The following is a 17,557-nucleotide window of genomic DNA, read 5'->3' as shown; positions in this document are numbered from 1 at the left end:
TTATGATACTTTGATATAATTAACAAACTATAGGTATTATTTTTGCTTTATGAAATATTTCTACGATAAGAGGGTTCTTAATTTTGCAGTGATTATAGTTCTGACTATTGTGACTGTTAACTGGACTTCTTATATTTTTAAGCAAGATGTTAATACATATCTTCTACTTTCGCTTATTTTTTTGAGATGTTTGACATCTTTTTTACTTTTGCGTGATTATATGGCTAGTTGGCGTAAGTCGACACAGAAGACTTTTTTGCGTAAGGTATTTATTAATGTTCCTGTGTTTTTTATAGTGGCTTTTGCCTTTTATGGTCAGGTTAGATTTGCACTTATTTTCTCTGAGTTTCTATCTTATGTGTTTTTAATCAATTTGAGTGTATATTTTTATTGGTACCTTACAAATAGAAGTCAAATAGAGAAAACGAAAACAGCCGTCATTTATGGGGCGGGTGCAGCTGGAACAAAAATAGCTCAAGAGTTATCAGCGACAGGTTATCGGATTAAATTTTTTGTAGACGATGATAAGGCGTTACAAAAGAGAAGTATTGATGGCAAGAGAGTTTTGTCAAGCTCGAAACTGCGTAAAGAGCTACGTTCTTCAAGGTTCGATTTGTTGGTTGTTGCACTGCCTAAGAGCGCTAATCATATAGTTAAAAAAATTTATAAAAAACTAGAATCAAACTTTAATCAGATTAGGATTATGCCTCCTCTTGAGGATGTACTTCAAGATGAAAGTTTTATGTCACAGCTAAAGCCTGTTTCGGTATATGATCTTCTATCAAGAGATTCTAAGAGCCTTGATCAAAAATCTATCTCAAAATTTATCAAAGATAAAGTTGTCCTAGTTACAGGTGCTGGTGGTAGTATAGGATCTGAGATTGTTAGACAATGTATTAAGTATGAGGCAAAACAGATAGTCCTACTTGATCACAGTGAGTTTAATTTATATAAGATTACAGAAGAGTGCCATGGATATAATATCAAAAGTATCTTATGCTCAGTATGTGATCGAGAATCATTTGTCAAAGTTTTTAGCAAATATTCGCCAAATGTAGTTTTTCATGCAGCGGCATATAAACATGTCCCTTTGGTTGAGGAGAATATCTCTCGGGCTATCAGAAACAATATTCTAGGCACAAAAAATGCTATAGACTTAGCTATTAATTCAGGTGTTGACTCATTTATCTTGATATCTACAGATAAAGCTGTGCGCCCAACTAATGTTATGGGAGCCACCAAAAGGGTTTGCGAGTTATACTTACAAAATGTTGATTCAAAAAGTACCAAGCTTGCTGCTGTTAGGTTTGGTAATGTGCTAGGAAGTAGTGGTAGTGTTATACCAAAATTTGAAGAGCAAATCAGAAACGGAGGTCCTGTTACAGTTACACATCCGGAGATTACAAGATATTTTATGCTTATACCGGAGGCTTGTGAATTGGTATTACAAGCTGGTGCAATTGCAAAAAATTCAGAGGTTTTTGTGTTGGACATGGGTCAGCCTGTCAAGATATTAGATCTTGCTAAGCAGTTTATTAAACTATCAGGTAGAGATGATATTAATATCGAGATAATAGGTCTACGCCCAGGTGAGAAACTGTATGAAGAGCTACTTATTGATGAAAACGATATTAGTACTGAATACAAAGATATTTTTATTGGTAGAAGAACTTTTTATGATTTTGAAGAGTTAGAGAATAATCTTCAGGAATTGTCTGTAGTACAACCAGATAAACAGTTAGAACTGTTGAAGAAGATTGTTCCAGAGTTTGATCATAAGTTAAATGGGTAGATGGTTATGTTGTATAAGTTTCTAAAAAGATTTTTAGATATTGTTTTGTCTTTTGTTGGTCTGGTTCTTTTAAGTCCGGTATTTTTGATTGTCATATTTATGATAAAAAAAGATTCAAAAGGTCCAATACTCTTTAAACAAAAGCGCTATGGTAAGGGTAAGAAATTCTTTTATATATATAAGTTTAGAACGATGTATGTTGATACTCCTAAGGATATGCCGACACATATGTTACAAGATCCGTCTAAGTGCATTACAAAAGTTGGTGCTTTTTTGAGAAAGACCTCTCTAGATGAGTTACCTCAGATTATAAATATCCTAAAAGGTGAAATGAGTATTGTTGGGCCAAGACCTGCATTATGGAATCAAGACGATTTGATCGCTGAGCGAGATAAGTATGGAGCTAATGATGTGCCTGTTGGATTGACTGGATGGGCGCAAATTAATGGTCGTGATGAGTTGCCGATTGCTCAAAAAGCTAAGCTTGATGGTGATTATGTTAAATACAAAAGTACTTGGTTTGATATTAAATGCATATTTTTGACAGTCTTTTCAGTATTTGCTAGTAGGGGTGTAGTAGAGGGTGGTACTGGTTCACTAGATAACAAAAAAGATAATAAGTAATAATGAAAAAAGTTCTAATTACTGGTTTAAATAGTTATATTGGTAATTCTTTTGAGAAGAATTGCGGAGATGGTTTTATAATCGAAAAAATATCACTAAAAGATGGATTATGGCAAACATTAGACTTTAGTAAATATGATGCTATATTGCATGTTGCAGGCATTGCACATACTTCAAAAGATCCTTCTTTAAAAGATAAATACTATGCTGTAAATACTGAATTAACTTATGAGTTAGCTAAGATAGCTAAAAACTCAGGTGTCAAACAGTTTGTGTTTATGAGTAGTATAATTGTATATGGGGATAGTGCGCCAATTGGACAGCGAAAAATCATCACAAAAGATACTCAGCCGCAACCGGATGATTTTTATGGAGATAGTAAGTTTCAAGCTGAGCTTAAGCTAAAAACTTTAGTATCAGAAGATTTTAGTGTTGCGATAGTTAGACCTCCAATGGTATACGGAGAAGGCTCAAAAGGTAACTATCCTAAGCTTGTTAAACTTGCCAAGTATGCTTTTATCTTCCCTAAAATAGCAAATCAGAGAAGTGTGATACATATTGATAACCTTACTAGTCAATTGAAAGATATTATAAGCAATAATTATGTGGGGATATTTTTACCTCAAGAGGATAAGTATTTTTGTACATCTGAATTTATCAAAGAGTACCGACAAAAAATGGGAAAAAAAACATATCTAACAGTCATTTTTAATCCATTAATCAAGTTAATGGCAACTAAGATAGGTTTTTTGAATAAAGTTTTTGGTAGTATGATATACAAGAAATAGTATATTTAGACTGTTTTGGTTTGTAGAAAAATTCTTTTAAAAGTAATATAATTTCAGGATGTATAGTTTCGTTGTCTAAAGCGATGTCAGAGGAGAAGTAGTGGTAAACCTAATACTTTGTGGTGGTAGTGGTACTAGGCTTTGGCCTATCAGTAGGAAGCTGTTGCCAAAACAATTTGTGAAAATGTTTAGTGATAAATCATTGTTTCAGTTAACTGTTGAGAGAAATTCTAGTTTGTGTGATTCAACAATGGTTGTTTCAAATGAGGGGCAATTATTCTTAGCAAAAGATCAGTTGGGTGAGCTGGGTATTCTAGATAAAAGTATCTTTCTAGAAGAACCTGTCGGTAGAGATACTGCCCCTGCAATTGCCCTGGCATGTATGAAATTAGATCCACAAGAAATAGTATTTGTAACTCCATCAGATCACGTTATTAATGTTGATGATGAATATAGAAGTATTTTAGTTCAAGCTAAAAAATTAGCTACTGAAGGCTCTCTTGTGACATTTGGTATTACACCTACTTTTGCTAATACTGGTTTTGGATATATCAAATCAGCTGGTGATTTTGATGTGGAGAGTTTTCATGAAAAGCCAAATGCTGCTACAGCAGAAAAGTTTTTAGCAGATGGTTCATACTACTGGAATTCTGGAATGTTTATGTTTAAAGCAGGTGTCTTTTTAGAAGAATTAAAGAAACACTCTCCAGAAATATATGATGCGTGTATTGTAGCATACGATAATGGCGACCTAGATAATTCAGATGCTATTAAGTATGATGATATGATGAGTATTCCAGCTAAATCTATAGATTATGCTGTGATGGAGAAATCCAACAAAATAAAGATGGTTGTTGCTGATATTGTGTGGAATGATGTGGGCAGCTTTGACTCGCTATTTGATCAATTACCTAAAGATGACAACAATAACACGATAAATAGTAATCATATTAGTATTGATAGTAAAAATAACCTGATTCATAGTGAAAAAGGTCCTAAAAAGGTTGCTACTATTGGGGTGGAAGATCTGATAGTTGTTGATAGTGGCGATGCTCTATTGATTGCTAAAAAAGGTAGCTCTCAACGAGTTAAAGAGGTTGTTGAGCTTCTAAGTGACGATCTTAAAAACATCCACTTAACAGCACATAGACCTTGGGGTACTTATACAGTATTAGAAGATACCCCAGGATATAAGATTAAAAAAATAGAAGTTAAGCCAGGTAAAAGATTATCTTTACAGAAGCATTATCACCGTAGCGAACATTGGATAGTGGTCTCAGGTACAGCCACAGTAACTAAGGGAGATCAAGAATTTATTGTTAGACCTAATGAGTCTGTGTATATTTGTATGGGTGAAGTGCATAGGCTAGCAAATAATGGTAAGATTCCAGTAGTACTGATAGAGGCGCAAGTCGGTGAATACACTGGTGAAGATGATATCGTTAGACTAGAAGATGATTTTAATAGAATTTAATTTAATAACGTAAATATAAGGATTGCAGATGAAAAAAGTAGCATTAATTACAGGTATTACTGGTCAAGATGGTTCATATTTGGCTGAGTTTTTATTAAAAAAAGGCTATATTGTTCATGGTATCAAAAGAAGAAGTTCACTTTTTAATACTGATAGAATCGACCACTTATACCAAGATCCTCATGTTGAGAATAGAAATTTAATTCTACACTATGGTGATATGACTGATTCCATGAATCTAACGAGAATTATTGCTGATACTCAACCAGATGAAATCTATAACCTAGCTGCGATGAGTCATGTGCATGTATCTTTTGAAACTCCAGAATATGTTGCTAATGCTGATGGTACTGGTACTTTGAGAATCTTAGAAGCTGTTAGACTTCTTGGATTAGAGAAAAAGACTAAAATCTACCAAGCAAGTACTTCAGAGCTTTATGGTAAGGTTCAAGCAATTCCACAAAGTGAGACTACACCATTCTATCCAAGATCTCCTTATGCAGTAGCTAAGATGTATGCATTTTGGATTACTGTTAACTATAGAGAAGCTTATGATATGTTTGCTTGTAATGGTATTTTATTTAACCATGAGTCTCCAGTGCGTGGTGAGACCTTTGTGACTAGAAAGATTACAAGAGCGGCATCTAAGATAGCGCTTAATCTTCAAGACAAGCTGTATCTAGGTAATCTAGATGCCAAGAGAGACTGGGGTCATGCAAAAGATTATGTAAGAATGATGTGGATGATTCTGCAAGCAGATCAACCAGAAGATTGGGTGATTGCTACCGGTCAGACTACTACCGTTAGAGATTTTGTCAAATTATCATTTGCTTATGCAGGTATTAACCTTAGATTTGAAAATGAAGGTGTTGATGAGATCGGTGTGGTTGATTCAGTAGATTTAGCTAGAGCTGAAAAAGCAGGTGTTGACTTATCTCATATATCAGAAGGTCAGGTAGTTGTTTGTGTAGATCCTAGATATTTCAGACCTACAGAAGTAGATCTATTATTAGGTGATCCTACAAAAGCTGAACAAAAATTAGGTTGGAGTAGAGAATATGATCTTGAGCATCTTGTAAATGATATGATGGAAAGTGATTTAAAGCTGATGACGAAGGATGTTTACCTAAAAGATGGTGGCTATAAAATTATGAGTTATTTTGAGTAAGGAATTATTTAAAATGCATAAAGATAGCAAGATATATGTAGCTGGTCATAGAGGTTTAGTTGGCTCAGCTATTGTTAAAAACCTTCAATCTAAAGGCTATACTAATCTAGTATTGAGAACTCATGCTGAGCTTGATTTAACTAATCAAAAAGCTGTTGAGGATTTTTTTAAAGTTGAAAGGCCTGAGTATGTGATTTTAGCGGCAGCTAAAGTTGGTGGAATTGTTGCGAACAATACTTATCGAGCAGAATTTATTTACGATAATATTCAGATTCAAAATAATGTTATTCATCAAAGTTATGTAAATGGTGTGAAGAAGCTTCTATTTTTGGGTAGTACATGTATATATCCTAAAGAGGCTCCACAGCCTATGCCAGAAAATTGTTTATTAACTAGTCCGTTAGAGTATACTAATGAGCCGTATGCTATCGCTAAGATAGCTGGTATCAAGATGTGTGAGAGCTATAATTTGCAGTATGGCACAAACTTTATATCTGTGATGCCAACAAATCTATATGGGCCAAATGATAACTTCAATCTTGAAAAGTCGCATGTTCTTCCTGCTTTGATAAGAAAGGCTCATTTAGGTAAATGTCTTGAAAGCAGCGACTGGGATGCTATCAGAGCCGACTTAAAAACTAGCCCTATTGAAGGAGTAGATCATAAATCTTCTCAAGAAGAAATCTTGGCTATACTTGAGAAGTACGGTATACAATTAAACATTGAAAATTCAAAATTTAACACTGCTATTGAAATATGGGGGACAGGTAAACCAAGAAGAGAATTTTTATATTCTGAAGATATGGCTGATGCATGTGTGTTTTTATTAGAAAATAGAGACTTCAAAGACACCTATTCTAAAGATGCTAAAGAGATAAGAAATACTCATATTAATATCGGTACTGGAGTTGATATTTCTATCAGAGAGTTAGCTGAGCTTATTAAGGGTATTATTGACTTTAAGGGTGAACTTAAGTTTAATGCTGATAAGCCAGATGGTACAATGGTTAAACTCACAGATCCTTCTAAGCTTCATTCTCTTGGATGGAAGCACAAGGTTGAACTTGAAAATGGTATCAGAAAAATTTATGACTGGTATCTTTCGAAGTCATAGTTTTTTATCTATAATTTTTATTTCTTACAATATTTTCAATATACCTAGCTCTGTGATTGAAATTTTAGATCGCTATTCGTATACTATCTTATAGTTATCGATTTGTTCTATTGGGGTGTTTATTGTGAAAGGTATAATATTAGCAGGTGGTAGTGGTACTAGACTATATCCAATTACAAAAGGTGTGAGTAAGCAACTTACTCCCATATATGATAAACCTTTGATCTATTATCCTTTATCTGTACTTATGCTAGCAGGTCTGAAAGATATTCTAATAATTACAACAGAACAAGATCAGCCTAGTTTTAAGAATCTTTTAGGAGATGGTTCTGATCTTGGTATCAATCTTGAGTATATTATACAGCCTAGTCCTGATGGGCTTGCTCAAGCTTTTATATTAGCTGAGGAATTTTTGGCTGGTGATTCAGCTTGTCTTGTACTTGGTGATAATATTTTCTATGGTCATGGTCTACCAGAGATGTTTGCTGAAAGTATCCAAAATGTAGAGAAAGAAAATTGCGCTAGCATTTTTGGTTACTATGTTGATGATCCAGAGAGATACGGTGTTGCAGATTTTGATGCTGAAGGTAATGTTGTCAGTATCGAAGAGAAACCAAAGAAACCAAAATCAAACTATGCGGTTGTAGGCTTATACTTCTATCCTAGTGATGTAGTGGTTAAGGCTAAGCAAGTACAACCGTCTGAGAGAGGGGAGCTAGAGATTTCTACACTTAATCAGATGTATCTTGATGAAGCACGCCTTAAAGTTAATACTATGGGTAGAGGGTATGCATGGCTTGATACTGGTACACATGAGAGTATGTTGGCTGCGAGTAACTTTATCCAAACTATAGAAGATAGACAAGGATTAAAGGTTGCGTGTCTTGAGGAGATCGCTTATGAGATGAGATATATCTCAAAAGAGCAACTTCTTAAACTAGCACAACCACTCAAGAAAAATCAATATGGTCAGTATTTGATCAAGAGAGCAAAAGAGCGAGCAGTACCACGATGAAATTTACACGTACACATATTAATGATGTTGTTATTTGTGAGCCTACTGTTCACGGTGATGATAGAGGTTATTTTGTAGAGACTTTTCGAGAAGATAAACTCTTTGATTTCTTGGGTTATAAGATCAACTTCTGTCAAGATAATGAGTCTAAGAGCTCTTATGGAGTGCTTAGAGGCTTACATTATCAGCTAGCTCCACATGCACAAACCAAGCTTGTTAGGGTTATTCAAGGTAGAGTGCTAGATGTTGCTGTAGATATTCGTAAAGGTAGTCCTACTTTTGGTCAACATGTGGCAGTAGAGTTAAGTGCTGAAAATAAAAAACAACTATTAATTCCTAGAGGGTTTGCTCATGGCTTTGTGGTTTTAGAAGACGATACTGTATTTGCATATAAGGTCGATAGTTATTACTCTCCGGAGTGTGATAGAGGTATCGCTTTTGATGATGAGAGTATCGCTATAGATTGGCAAGTGCCTGCTGATAAGCTCAAGTTGTCAGCAAAAGATAGGGTTCAACCGAAATTGAATGAGACAGTTGATTTATTTGAGTATGGTAAGAGTTATTATTAATGCTGAATTTTGAATTATAAATTTTGAATTAGTAGTTGATGAGTAATTTGATATAGCGCAAAATATTTTAATAAACATTAAACATTAAACATTAAACATTAAACATTAAACATTAAACATTAAACATTAAACATTAAACATTAAACATTAAACATTAAACATTAAACATTAAACACTAAGCATTAAGCATTTAACATTAAGCATTAAGAATTATGAAAGTATTAGTAACAGGTAGCAATGGTCAATTAGGCTCTGAGTTAAAAGAGTTGGTATCTAATTCAAAATTGGAAATTCAAAATTACACATTTATATTTGCAGATAGTAAGTCCTTAGATATTACAGATCACGAGGCTGTTAAGCAATTTACTATTGATAATGACATACGCGTTATCATTAATTGCGCTGCATATACGGCTGTTGACAAGGCTGAGTCAGATATCGAAAAAGCTGATAAAATAAATCATCTAGCTGTTGCAAATATTGCTAAAATTGCAAAAGAGTATGATATAAAACTAGTGCACGTATCTACAGACTATGTCTTTGATGGTCATAACTATAGGCCATATCTTGAAGGTGATCAGACAAATCCACAAGGTGTTTATGGTGCTACCAAGCTTGCTGGTGAACAAGCAATTCTGGATATAAATCCCAAAGATTCAATAATTATCAGGACATCATGGGTTTATTCCTACTATGGTAATAATTTTGTCAAAACAATGCTTCGCCTAGGTAGAGAGCGAGATTCTTTAGGTGTGATATATGATCAAGTAGGTACTCCTACTTATGCTAAAGACTTAGCAAAAGCTATTTTGGATATACTTCCAAAAATTCAAAATTCAAAATTCAAAATTTATAATTATAGTAACGAGGGTGTGACTAGTTGGTATGATTTTGCTAAAGAAATCATGAGCATTGCAAAAATAGACTGTCAGATCAGTCCTATAGAAACAGTCGACTATCCAACACCTGCGAAGCGTCCGCATTATAGTGTACTTAATAAGAGTAAGATAAAGTCTGATTTCGATATAAAGATACCGTACTGGAAAGACTCACTGAAAGATTGTATAACTAGGATTCTGAGTGATAAGTAATCCATAGAACTAGGGTCATGCTCTTTGTCGTTATAGCCGTTAAGACTATATCTCATAACTAGCGACGTGTGATAAAGATTTCCACCTGCGTGAGAATGACATGGACATATTATTATCTTACTCAGTTGTAATGCATAACTTAAAATTCACTTATGAAATTAATTGACGATTAACTAATAGTCAATAATAAGCTATAATTACTCTATAAAGTTTTAAAATATCAAAATAATATTTAAACTAATAAAGGAATATATAAATGGACTATAAACCTAAAAACATATTAGTAACGGGATCAGCTGGTTTTATAGGTAGTAATTATGTGCGTATGATGTTATCAAGATATAATGATGTGAAAATAGTATCTTATGATAAGCTTACTTATGCTGGTAGCTTAGATAATCTGAATGATCTAGAAAATGAGCATAATCATACTTTTATCAAAGGTGATATATGTGATGAGACTTTAGTGTATGAAACTCTTAAGAATCATAATATTGAAACTATAGTTCATTTTGCAGCAGAATCTCATGTAGATAACTCAATTGCTAATCCTAAGGTATTTTTAGAGACGAATGTAATAGGTACATTTACACTTTTAAATTGTGCTAAAAGATATTGGTTAGATGAGTTAGGGTTAGATGAAACTAATTGTAAGTTCCATCATGTATCTACAGATGAGGTGTATGGTACATTATCAAAAGATGATCCGGCATTCACAGAGACAAAGGCATATGAGCCTAACTCTCCATATTCAGCATCTAAGGCAGGGTCTGATCATATTGCTAGGGCATATCATCATACTTATAAATTACCAGTTACGATTTCAAATTGCTCAAATAACTATGGACCATATCAACATCCTGAGAAGTTGATACCAGTTGTGATTAATAGTTGTATTAACCAAAAGCCTATTCCGGTATACGGAGATGGTTCAAATATTCGTGATTGGCTGTATGTGGTAGATCATTGTGATGCTATACAAACAGTAGTTGAAAAAGGCACTATAGGCGAAGTGTATAATATAGGAGGTATTAATGAGGTTGATAATCTGACACTTATAAATACTATATGTAAGCTAATGGATGAGTACAAACCAGAGAATGCTCCACATAATAGATTAATATCATTTGTCGAAGATAGAAAAGGACATGACTGGAGATATGCTATAGATAATAGTAAGATCCAAAATGAGTTAGGTTGGAAACCATCACAAGACTTTGAGAAAATGTTTAAAGAAACTATTGAGTTTTATTTGGGATAACTAATTTTATATGAAATATCTAAAATTTATAAAAGAAATATATGCTAATAGATATTTGCTATTGTCATTGTCGAGAACTGATTTAAAAGATAGGTATCTCAATAATTTTTTTGGAATTATTTGGGCATTTGTTCAGCCTCTAGTGACAATATTGATAATGTGGTTTATTTTCTCTGTTGGTTTTAGGAGTCAGCCTGTGCAAGGGATCCCTTTTATACTGTGGTTGATGTCAGCAATGATACCATGGTTTTTTATTGCTGAAGCTGTATCCGGTGGAAGTGGTGCCATTATTGCTAATCGGTATCTGGTAAGTAAAATAGTGTTTAGAGTATCATTACTGCCGATAGTACCTATCATGTCAGCTTTTTTTATTCATTTGTTTTTTGTATTGTTTCTATTTTTTATGTTTATTTTGTATGGTTACTATCCATCAATCTATTGGTTGCAAGTAGCTTACTATACGCTTTTTGCCTTTGTTTTCATTTTAGGGCTTTCTTGGTTTACTAGTTCGGTGATAGTTTTCTTTAGAGATGTGGGGCAAATTGTAGCAGTTATAATTCAATTTCTATTTTGGTTGACACCTATTATGTGGCCATTAAGTATGATGCCTGCGAGATATCAATATATAATGGAGCTAAATCCTGCATACTATATAGTTAATGGTTATAGAGATAGTATGATCAATCATATATGGTTTTGGGATAAGCCTATTGTAACAATTTACAATTGGGTCTTGCTTATATGTGTATGTATTTTAGGAATGTCAATGTTTAGAAAGCTTAAGCCTCACTTTGCGGATGTGTTGTAAGATGAGAAATAATATAGCAATTGAAATTAAAAATTTAACAAAGTCATATAAACTCTATGATAATCATGTAGATAGATTTAAAGAATCTATACATCCTTTCAAAAAAAAATATCATCATGACTTTTTTGCGCTCAATAATGTGAGTTTTACAATTAGAAGAGGTGAGGTTGTTGGTATCATCGGTCGAAATGGAAGTGGAAAGTCAACATTGCTTAAGATGATAACTGGTGTGCTAACTCCTACTAGTGGTAGCGTTGTAGTTAATGGCAGGATATCAGCAATTCTTGAATTAGGTGGTGCATTCAATCCTGAATATACAGGCATGGAAAATATTTATCTGTATGGTATGCTCAATGGTAGAACAAGAGAAGAGATGGAGACTAGGCTTCAAGATATACTTAATTTTGCAGATATTGGAGAGCATATACATCAGCCAGTTAAGACATACAGTAGTGGTATGAGTGCAAGACTTGCGTTTGCAGTTTCTATAAATATAGAACCTGATGTTTTGATAGTTGATGAAGCATTGGCGGTTGGTGATACTGCATTTCAGAGGAAGTGCTTTGCAAAAATGGAAGAAATCAAAAATAGTGGAGCTACTATACTTTTTGTAAGCCATAGTGAGCAAAGTATAGTTAATCTCTGTGATCGAGCAATTTGGCTTAGTAAGGGAGACTATATAATTGATGGAAGTCCTAAGTTAGTAACAAGTCTATATATGAAGCATTTCGATGAGGCTAAAGTCGATAGAGATCAAATCATAAAAGAATTTACAGAATTGAAAAATTCTAAAAATAAAGAAATAAAAAAATCAGCTGATGACAAACACAGCAACCTCGAAAATAGTGTCAAAGAAGAGCAAAATATTAAGATTATAGAAGATTTTTATGATCCTTCTTTGAAACCTCAGTCGACAGTATATTATGAAGAGAAAGGCGCAAAAATTAGTAATGTGAAGATTACTACCGTTGAAGGCAAAGAGGTTAATGTTTTGACTCAAGGAGTTAGTTATGCTTTTTGTTACGATATCTTATTCAGAGATTTAGGAGGTAGTTATTTAGCTGCTATGATGATTAAAAATGTATCAGGTTATATGTATGGTGGTGGACATTATCCTGAGAGATTGAAATATACAAAAGTAACTAGTCATAAGGTTGAAATGAAATGGTATTGGGAGTGTAATTTAGTTTCGGGGGAATATTTTTTTAATTGTGGAGTTCGTAATGAAAGTGGTTTTATGCATAGAATATTGGACTCTTATTGTTTTAGAGTGTTGGATAATGAAGATCGTTCTCAGTCTATAGGCCCCATAGACTTTAAAATAAAAGTAGATGTAAATGTTGAATAATGAGAGTGTATATTTATACATGAGTTGGTCGATATAGCCATGATTAGAGGAATTTTGAAGGAGCGAGTGAAATGAGTAATAAACAAACATGTATTTTAGTATTAGGTATGCATAGAAGTGGTACTTCTGCATTGACAGGACTGTTGAGTATGTTGGATGTGTATCTTGGCAATACTACTGTTGGTGATGATGACAATGAAAAGGGTTATTTTGAAAATTCTAGAATTCAACAGTTCAATGATAAAATGCTTGGCTCTATTGATAGTAGTTGGGATGATGAATTTTTTAGTGTTGATAAACTAAAGAACTTACAGTGTTATGTTGATGATTTAATTAATCTCATAAGAGAAGAGTTTGGAACTTCAACAATATTTGCTATTAAGGATCCTAGAATGTGTTTGTTGTTTCCATTATGGGAGAAGGCTTTAAACACACTTGATGTTGATATAAAAATTATTATTCCATACAGAAATCCTCTGGAGGTTGCTAGGTCATTAAGTAAAAGAAATAGTATGTCTATAAATAAAGCGATGTTACTTTGGGCTTATCACTTTTTATTTGCAGAAAAATTTAGTAGATTGTATGATAGAGTTTTTGTTAGTTTTGATGATCTCTTATCTAATACATTATTTGTTGTTGAATATATGACTCTGAAATTGAATATAAATTTTAGAAGTAAGTATAATGATAATGAAAATCTGATATCAGAATTCTTAGAGCAAGGATTGAAGCATCATAACTCACCGATGATAAATCCCAAAGATATTGCTCCAAAAATTGTAAAAAGCATATTGGAAATGAAAAATAACTTTAACCAAGGTTGCATTGTTAATGAATGCGAAGCTTTAATGGATGAGTTATTTGATTATAAAAAAATTTTTTATAACGATAATCTTTTGATGGTGCTGAAAGAAGGTGAGGCTGCCAAATACAAGGTTAGACTCTGGAGTGAAGAGTATCATCAAATAAGTGATTCCAGAAGTTATATCCAAGGATATATTAATTCTGGAAATGGATACGACGAAGTAGATTCTATATGTTTTGATGTTTTGCAAAACGGCCAAAGTCAAGAAATAATATTTGATTTAAGCAAGTATGATACTGTTAACAAAATAAGAATTGACCCCTTAACTACCTCATGTATTGTCAAGATAAACAGTATTTTTTGTGATGATATAGAAGCTTCGGTATGTTATTCAAATGCTTCTTATGTATGTGACAGTGTTTATTATTTCGACGATTCTGATCCTCAAATATATCTTGATGTATCGTGTTTTGAAGGGTTAAAAAAGCTAGTATTAAACTTTCAGTTTATTAATATAGCTGATTCTGCTTTGACCATAATTGATGATTTCAAAAGTAAAGAATCTGAAAAAGATCAAGAGTTGGCTCAAAAGGATCAAGAGTTGGCTCAAAAGGATCAAGAGTTGGCTCAAAAGGATCAAGAGTTGGCTCAAAAGGATCAAGAGTTGGCTCAAAAGGATCAAGAGTTGGCTCAAAAGGATCAAAAGCTAGCTCAAAGAAATCAAGACTTAAGTGAAAAAGATTTTAAATTGAATAAGGTGAGCTATGAGTTAAAGCAGACATTATCTAAGTTAGAGGCTAGAAATAGATATGTATCTCAATTAGAGAGTGAGTTAACTGAGGTATACACAAGCACTAGCTGGAAAGTATCAAAACCTGTTAGAATAGTTAAAAAAATATTAAGAAGAATAAAGAAGGTATTTCTAAAATGATAAAAAAATATCTAAGATATAAAAAGTGGAGTAGAATAATTAAAGGTAGTGATTTATTTGATTATAAATATTATCTTTTTAAATATCCTGAAGTCCGTGTTAGAGATATTGATCCAATTATGCATTATTTGAGATACGGAGTAAAAGAAAGTTATAATCCAAGTCCTAATTTTAATACAAATAAATATCTTGAAGACAATGATGTAGGAGATCTCAACCCATTAGTACACTTTATTGTAACTAAGAATAAAAAAGTCATCACAGAAGAAAAAGAAGAAAAAGAAATCGTTATAGATTATGAAATTACAGATAGTACGGATAGCCATCAAAATGATAAAGTTGATTTTATAAAGGAACAAATAGGATATAAAAAAGATATATTATATAATTTAGAAAGACATAGGTCTGAAGATTCTCTTAAGCTTTATGATAATACTTTAGTTCTTGATGACAAACTAGAGACATTAGTTGATAAAAAAATTGTTTTATCATTTAGTCATGATAATTATGCTAAACATGTTGGGGGAGTTCAGTTGTGTATATTGGATGAGCAGGAACATCTGAATGAAAATGATATTGTCTACATCCATTTTTCTCCATCAATAGTTAGAAGTTATTTATTAAATCATCAAAATTATAACTTAAATATAACTATAAATGGACTATCTATAGGTGCCTTTAATTCTATTCAGCTTTTAAAATCATTAGAGGTTTTGAAAAAAAACACTTCATACCTTATAGTTCACTCTCTTTTAGGGCATAGTGTAGAGACTATAATAAAAATATCTAAACTTCTAGCTTTTAGAAAAAGTTTTTTTTGGATTCATGATTATTTTTCTATTTGTGAAGGGTATAATTTGTTAAGAAATTCTCTCTCATACTGTGGAGCACCTCATTATGCTTCTCAAGCATGCAATATATGTTTTTATGGGCAGAAAAGGAAAAAGCATATATCCATGATCGCAGAGCTATTTGATAATATATCGTTTGATGTATTAGCACCATCCATATTTGCAAGAAATTTATGGATGGAGAAAAGCAATTATAAGTATAATCAAATATCAGTTTTAAATCATAGGAGTGTATCGACTACAATAAACGTACGCAATAGAGATAAGTCTAAAAGTATTAAAATTGCCTATATTGGGCATTCGGTATTTCACAAGGGCTGGCATATATTTAAAGAATTATATAATAAGTTTAAAGATGATTGTAGGTATGAGTTTATCCACATAGGATCAAATATACATGATTTTATTGGAGAGATTAAATTTGTAGAGGTATCTGCTAATAAGGATGACTTTAATTTAATGCAAAAATCAATAGCTAATGAGTGTGTAGATATTGCATTTTTATGGTCCACGTGGCCTGAAACTTATAATATTGTAGCATATGAGGCTCTCGCTGCTGGTGCAAGCATAATAACTAATAAAAATAGTGGAAATATTGCCTCTTTAGTGGAAACAGAAAGTTGTGGAATTGTTTTTAATGATGAACAAGAACTTATGACTGGTTTTGATAGTGGCAAAATTGAGACTTTGATGGATGAGATTGAAGTATATAATGAAAAGAAATTACTGTCGAGTAATATTACAGCATCATTGATAACTAGTAGGGGTTAATTATGGAAAAGGTAATTTGTTTCACAAGCTTCACATTTAGTTATATCGATAAGGCAAGGCTTTTGGCATGGAGTTTTAAGAGGTTTCATCCTGATTGGGATTTTGTAGCCTTAATTACAGATAAAGAACCTTTGGGCTTTAAGCTAAATTTGGATGAGGAGTATTTTGATAGTGTCATATGGGGACAAGATTTAGATGTTGATAATATTAAGTCTTGGATGTTTAAACATAATATTGTTGAAATGTGTACTGCTGTTAAAGGCCCGGTGCTAGATTTACTTGCTAATAGTGGTGCTGATAAGATAATATATCTAGATCCTGATATTGCGGTATTTGAAACATTAAAACCTATCGCAGATTTACTAGATGTTTATGATATTATTCTAACGCCTCATCAATTAGAGCCAGATAAAAATGATATGGCAATATTAGACAATGAAATTGGTTCTTTAAAGTATGGGATATATAACCTAGGTTTTGTTGCAATTAGTACTAGGAAAGAAGGCAGAAAGTTTGCAAAGTGGTGGAGTGACCGACTGTTAAAGTATTGTTATGATGATGTTTGTAATGGTCTTTTTACTGATCAAAGATGGTGTGATCATGTTCCAGTTTTTTTTGAAAATGTTAAGATTTTAAAAGACCCTGGGTATAATGTAGCTAGTTGGAATATTAGTAAAAGGAAAATTTCTATAACTGAAGATGGTAAGATACTCGTTAATAAAAAATATTTATTACGGTTTTATCATTTTACTAAGTTTGGTCCTGTTGGAGAGGCTATGACATCTAGGTATGCGAAAGATAATGTGGAAGTATATGAGTTATGGAAGTGGTATGAGAGGTTAGTAAAAGAGAGGTTTGCCGAGCAAAATATTCCAGACCGTTGGTGGTTCTTTGGTATTTTTGAAAATGGGGAACAGATTACTCAAGAAATGAGAACTTTCTATAAAAATAGAAATGATGTAAGCACATACTTTATAAATCCGTATAAAACAGATTTTATTGAATACTTTAAAAATCTATAGTATTAAAATACTTTTTATGTCTACGCTGTAAATTATATGCAAGTGAATTTTGATTTAAGTATAATATTGTCATGCGTTAAGAAGATTAACTTGCTAGTACAATTCAGCATTCTTTTAAAATATGA

At 32.7% G+C, this 17,557-nt stretch carries 15 protein-coding genes; all 15 read left to right on the top strand.

Going from position 1 to position 17,557, the window contains the following annotated elements; genetic code table 11:
• Window positions 1-49 precede the first annotated feature (49 nt).
• Entirely contained in the window at window positions 50-1,792 is a 1,743-nt protein-coding gene (locus tag F3D57_RS05815; protein ID WP_150465543.1) for a polysaccharide biosynthesis protein, read from the top strand.
• Window positions 1,793-1,798: 6 nt separating this feature from the next.
• Complete coding sequence (locus tag F3D57_RS05810) at window positions 1,799-2,416, top strand: sugar transferase (protein ID WP_150465542.1); 618 nt, start codon at window positions 1,799-1,801, stop codon at window positions 2,414-2,416.
• Window positions 2,416-3,204: an NAD-dependent epimerase/dehydratase family protein gene (locus F3D57_RS05805; protein WP_191092360.1), complete on the top strand. Its 789-nt coding sequence runs from the start codon at window positions 2,416-2,418 to the stop codon at window positions 3,202-3,204. The genes F3D57_RS05810 and F3D57_RS05805 overlap by 1 nt, the downstream gene beginning before the upstream one ends.
• Window positions 3,205-3,304: 100 nt before the next feature.
• Window positions 3,305-4,678, top strand: a complete 1,374-nt coding sequence (locus F3D57_RS05800) for a mannose-1-phosphate guanylyltransferase/mannose-6-phosphate isomerase (protein ID WP_150465540.1) — start codon at window positions 3,305-3,307, stop codon at window positions 4,676-4,678.
• Between the two features lie 28 nt (window positions 4,679-4,706).
• On the top strand, window positions 4,707-5,846 hold the full coding sequence (gene gmd, locus F3D57_RS05795) for a GDP-mannose 4,6-dehydratase (protein ID WP_146420724.1): 1,140 nt from the start codon (window positions 4,707-4,709) through the stop codon (window positions 5,844-5,846).
• 13 nt (window positions 5,847-5,859) lie between these two features.
• The gene (locus F3D57_RS05790) at window positions 5,860-6,960 is read left to right on the top strand and encodes a GDP-L-fucose synthase family protein (protein ID WP_150465539.1); all 1,101 of its coding nucleotides are present in this window, start codon (window positions 5,860-5,862) and stop codon (window positions 6,958-6,960) included.
• Between the two features lie 124 nt (window positions 6,961-7,084).
• Window positions 7,085-7,975, top strand: coding sequence for a glucose-1-phosphate thymidylyltransferase RfbA (gene rfbA, locus F3D57_RS05785; protein WP_150465538.1), 891 nt, complete (start codon window positions 7,085-7,087; stop codon window positions 7,973-7,975).
• Complete coding sequence (gene rfbC, locus F3D57_RS05780) at window positions 7,972-8,544, top strand: dTDP-4-dehydrorhamnose 3,5-epimerase (protein ID WP_150465537.1); 573 nt, start codon at window positions 7,972-7,974, stop codon at window positions 8,542-8,544. The genes rfbA and rfbC overlap by 4 nt, the downstream gene beginning before the upstream one ends.
• A gap of 212 nt (window positions 8,545-8,756) precedes the next feature.
• Window positions 8,757-9,635 (top strand): dTDP-4-dehydrorhamnose reductase, encoded by an 879-nt coding sequence (gene rfbD, locus F3D57_RS05775; protein WP_150465536.1) that lies wholly within the window; start codon window positions 8,757-8,759, stop codon window positions 9,633-9,635.
• A 256-nt stretch (window positions 9,636-9,891) separates the two neighbouring features.
• Complete coding sequence (gene rfbB, locus F3D57_RS05770; protein WP_150465535.1) at window positions 9,892-10,896, top strand: dTDP-glucose 4,6-dehydratase; 1,005 nt, start codon at window positions 9,892-9,894, stop codon at window positions 10,894-10,896.
• 10 nt (window positions 10,897-10,906) lie between these two features.
• Window positions 10,907-11,704: an ABC transporter permease gene (locus F3D57_RS05765; protein WP_150465534.1), complete on the top strand. Its 798-nt coding sequence runs from the start codon at window positions 10,907-10,909 to the stop codon at window positions 11,702-11,704.
• Window position 11,705: 1 nt separating this feature from the next.
• The gene (locus F3D57_RS05760; protein WP_191092359.1) at window positions 11,706-13,052 is read left to right on the top strand and encodes an ABC transporter ATP-binding protein; all 1,347 of its coding nucleotides are present in this window, start codon (window positions 11,706-11,708) and stop codon (window positions 13,050-13,052) included.
• 71 nt (window positions 13,053-13,123) lie between these two features.
• Window positions 13,124-14,788, top strand: a complete 1,665-nt coding sequence (locus F3D57_RS05755; RefSeq protein WP_150465532.1) for a sulfotransferase family protein — start codon at window positions 13,124-13,126, stop codon at window positions 14,786-14,788.
• Complete coding sequence (locus F3D57_RS05750) at window positions 14,785-16,410, top strand: glycosyltransferase family 4 protein (protein WP_150465531.1); 1,626 nt, start codon at window positions 14,785-14,787, stop codon at window positions 16,408-16,410. The genes F3D57_RS05755 and F3D57_RS05750 overlap by 4 nt, the downstream gene beginning before the upstream one ends.
• A 2-nt stretch (window positions 16,411-16,412) precedes the next feature.
• Complete coding sequence (locus tag F3D57_RS05745; protein ID WP_150465530.1) at window positions 16,413-17,432, top strand: hypothetical protein; 1,020 nt, start codon at window positions 16,413-16,415, stop codon at window positions 17,430-17,432.
• Window positions 17,433-17,557: the final 125 nt, after the last annotated feature.

This window comes from Francisella sp. SYW-2, from assembly GCF_008711475.1.
Taxonomy (GTDB): domain Bacteria; phylum Pseudomonadota; class Gammaproteobacteria; order Francisellales; family Francisellaceae; genus Francisella; species Francisella salimarina.
Note: the sequence above shows the minus strand (reverse complement) of the source record. Positions and strands in the feature narration are given on the sequence as shown.

What these genes read in the sequence shown, in the direction of transcription:
- F3D57_RS05765 (WP_150465534.1), top strand. Translation starts at nt 10,907, where the DNA reads ATGAAATATCTAAAATTTATAAAAGAAATATATGCTAATAGATATTTG.
- F3D57_RS05790 (WP_150465539.1), top strand. Translation starts at nt 5,860, where the DNA reads ATGCATAAAGATAGCAAGATATATGTAGCTGGTCATAGAGGTTTAGTT.
- F3D57_RS05750 (WP_150465531.1), top strand. Translation starts at nt 14,785, where the DNA reads ATGATAAAAAAATATCTAAGATATAAAAAGTGGAGTAGAATAATTAAA.
- F3D57_RS05815 (WP_150465543.1), top strand. Translation starts at nt 50, where the DNA reads ATGAAATATTTCTACGATAAGAGGGTTCTTAATTTTGCAGTGATTATA.
- rfbB (WP_150465535.1), top strand. Translation starts at nt 9,892, where the DNA reads ATGGACTATAAACCTAAAAACATATTAGTAACGGGATCAGCTGGTTTT.
- F3D57_RS05760 (WP_191092359.1), top strand. Translation starts at nt 11,706, where the DNA reads ATGAGAAATAATATAGCAATTGAAATTAAAAATTTAACAAAGTCATAT.
- F3D57_RS05810 (WP_150465542.1), top strand. Translation starts at nt 1,799, where the DNA reads ATGTTGTATAAGTTTCTAAAAAGATTTTTAGATATTGTTTTGTCTTTT.
- F3D57_RS05745 (WP_150465530.1), top strand. Translation starts at nt 16,413, where the DNA reads ATGGAAAAGGTAATTTGTTTCACAAGCTTCACATTTAGTTATATCGAT.
- rfbC (WP_150465537.1), top strand. Translation starts at nt 7,972, where the DNA reads ATGAAATTTACACGTACACATATTAATGATGTTGTTATTTGTGAGCCT.
- gmd (WP_146420724.1), top strand. Translation starts at nt 4,707, where the DNA reads ATGAAAAAAGTAGCATTAATTACAGGTATTACTGGTCAAGATGGTTCA.
- F3D57_RS05755 (WP_150465532.1), top strand. Translation starts at nt 13,124, where the DNA reads ATGAGTAATAAACAAACATGTATTTTAGTATTAGGTATGCATAGAAGT.
- rfbD (WP_150465536.1), top strand. Translation starts at nt 8,757, where the DNA reads ATGAAAGTATTAGTAACAGGTAGCAATGGTCAATTAGGCTCTGAGTTA.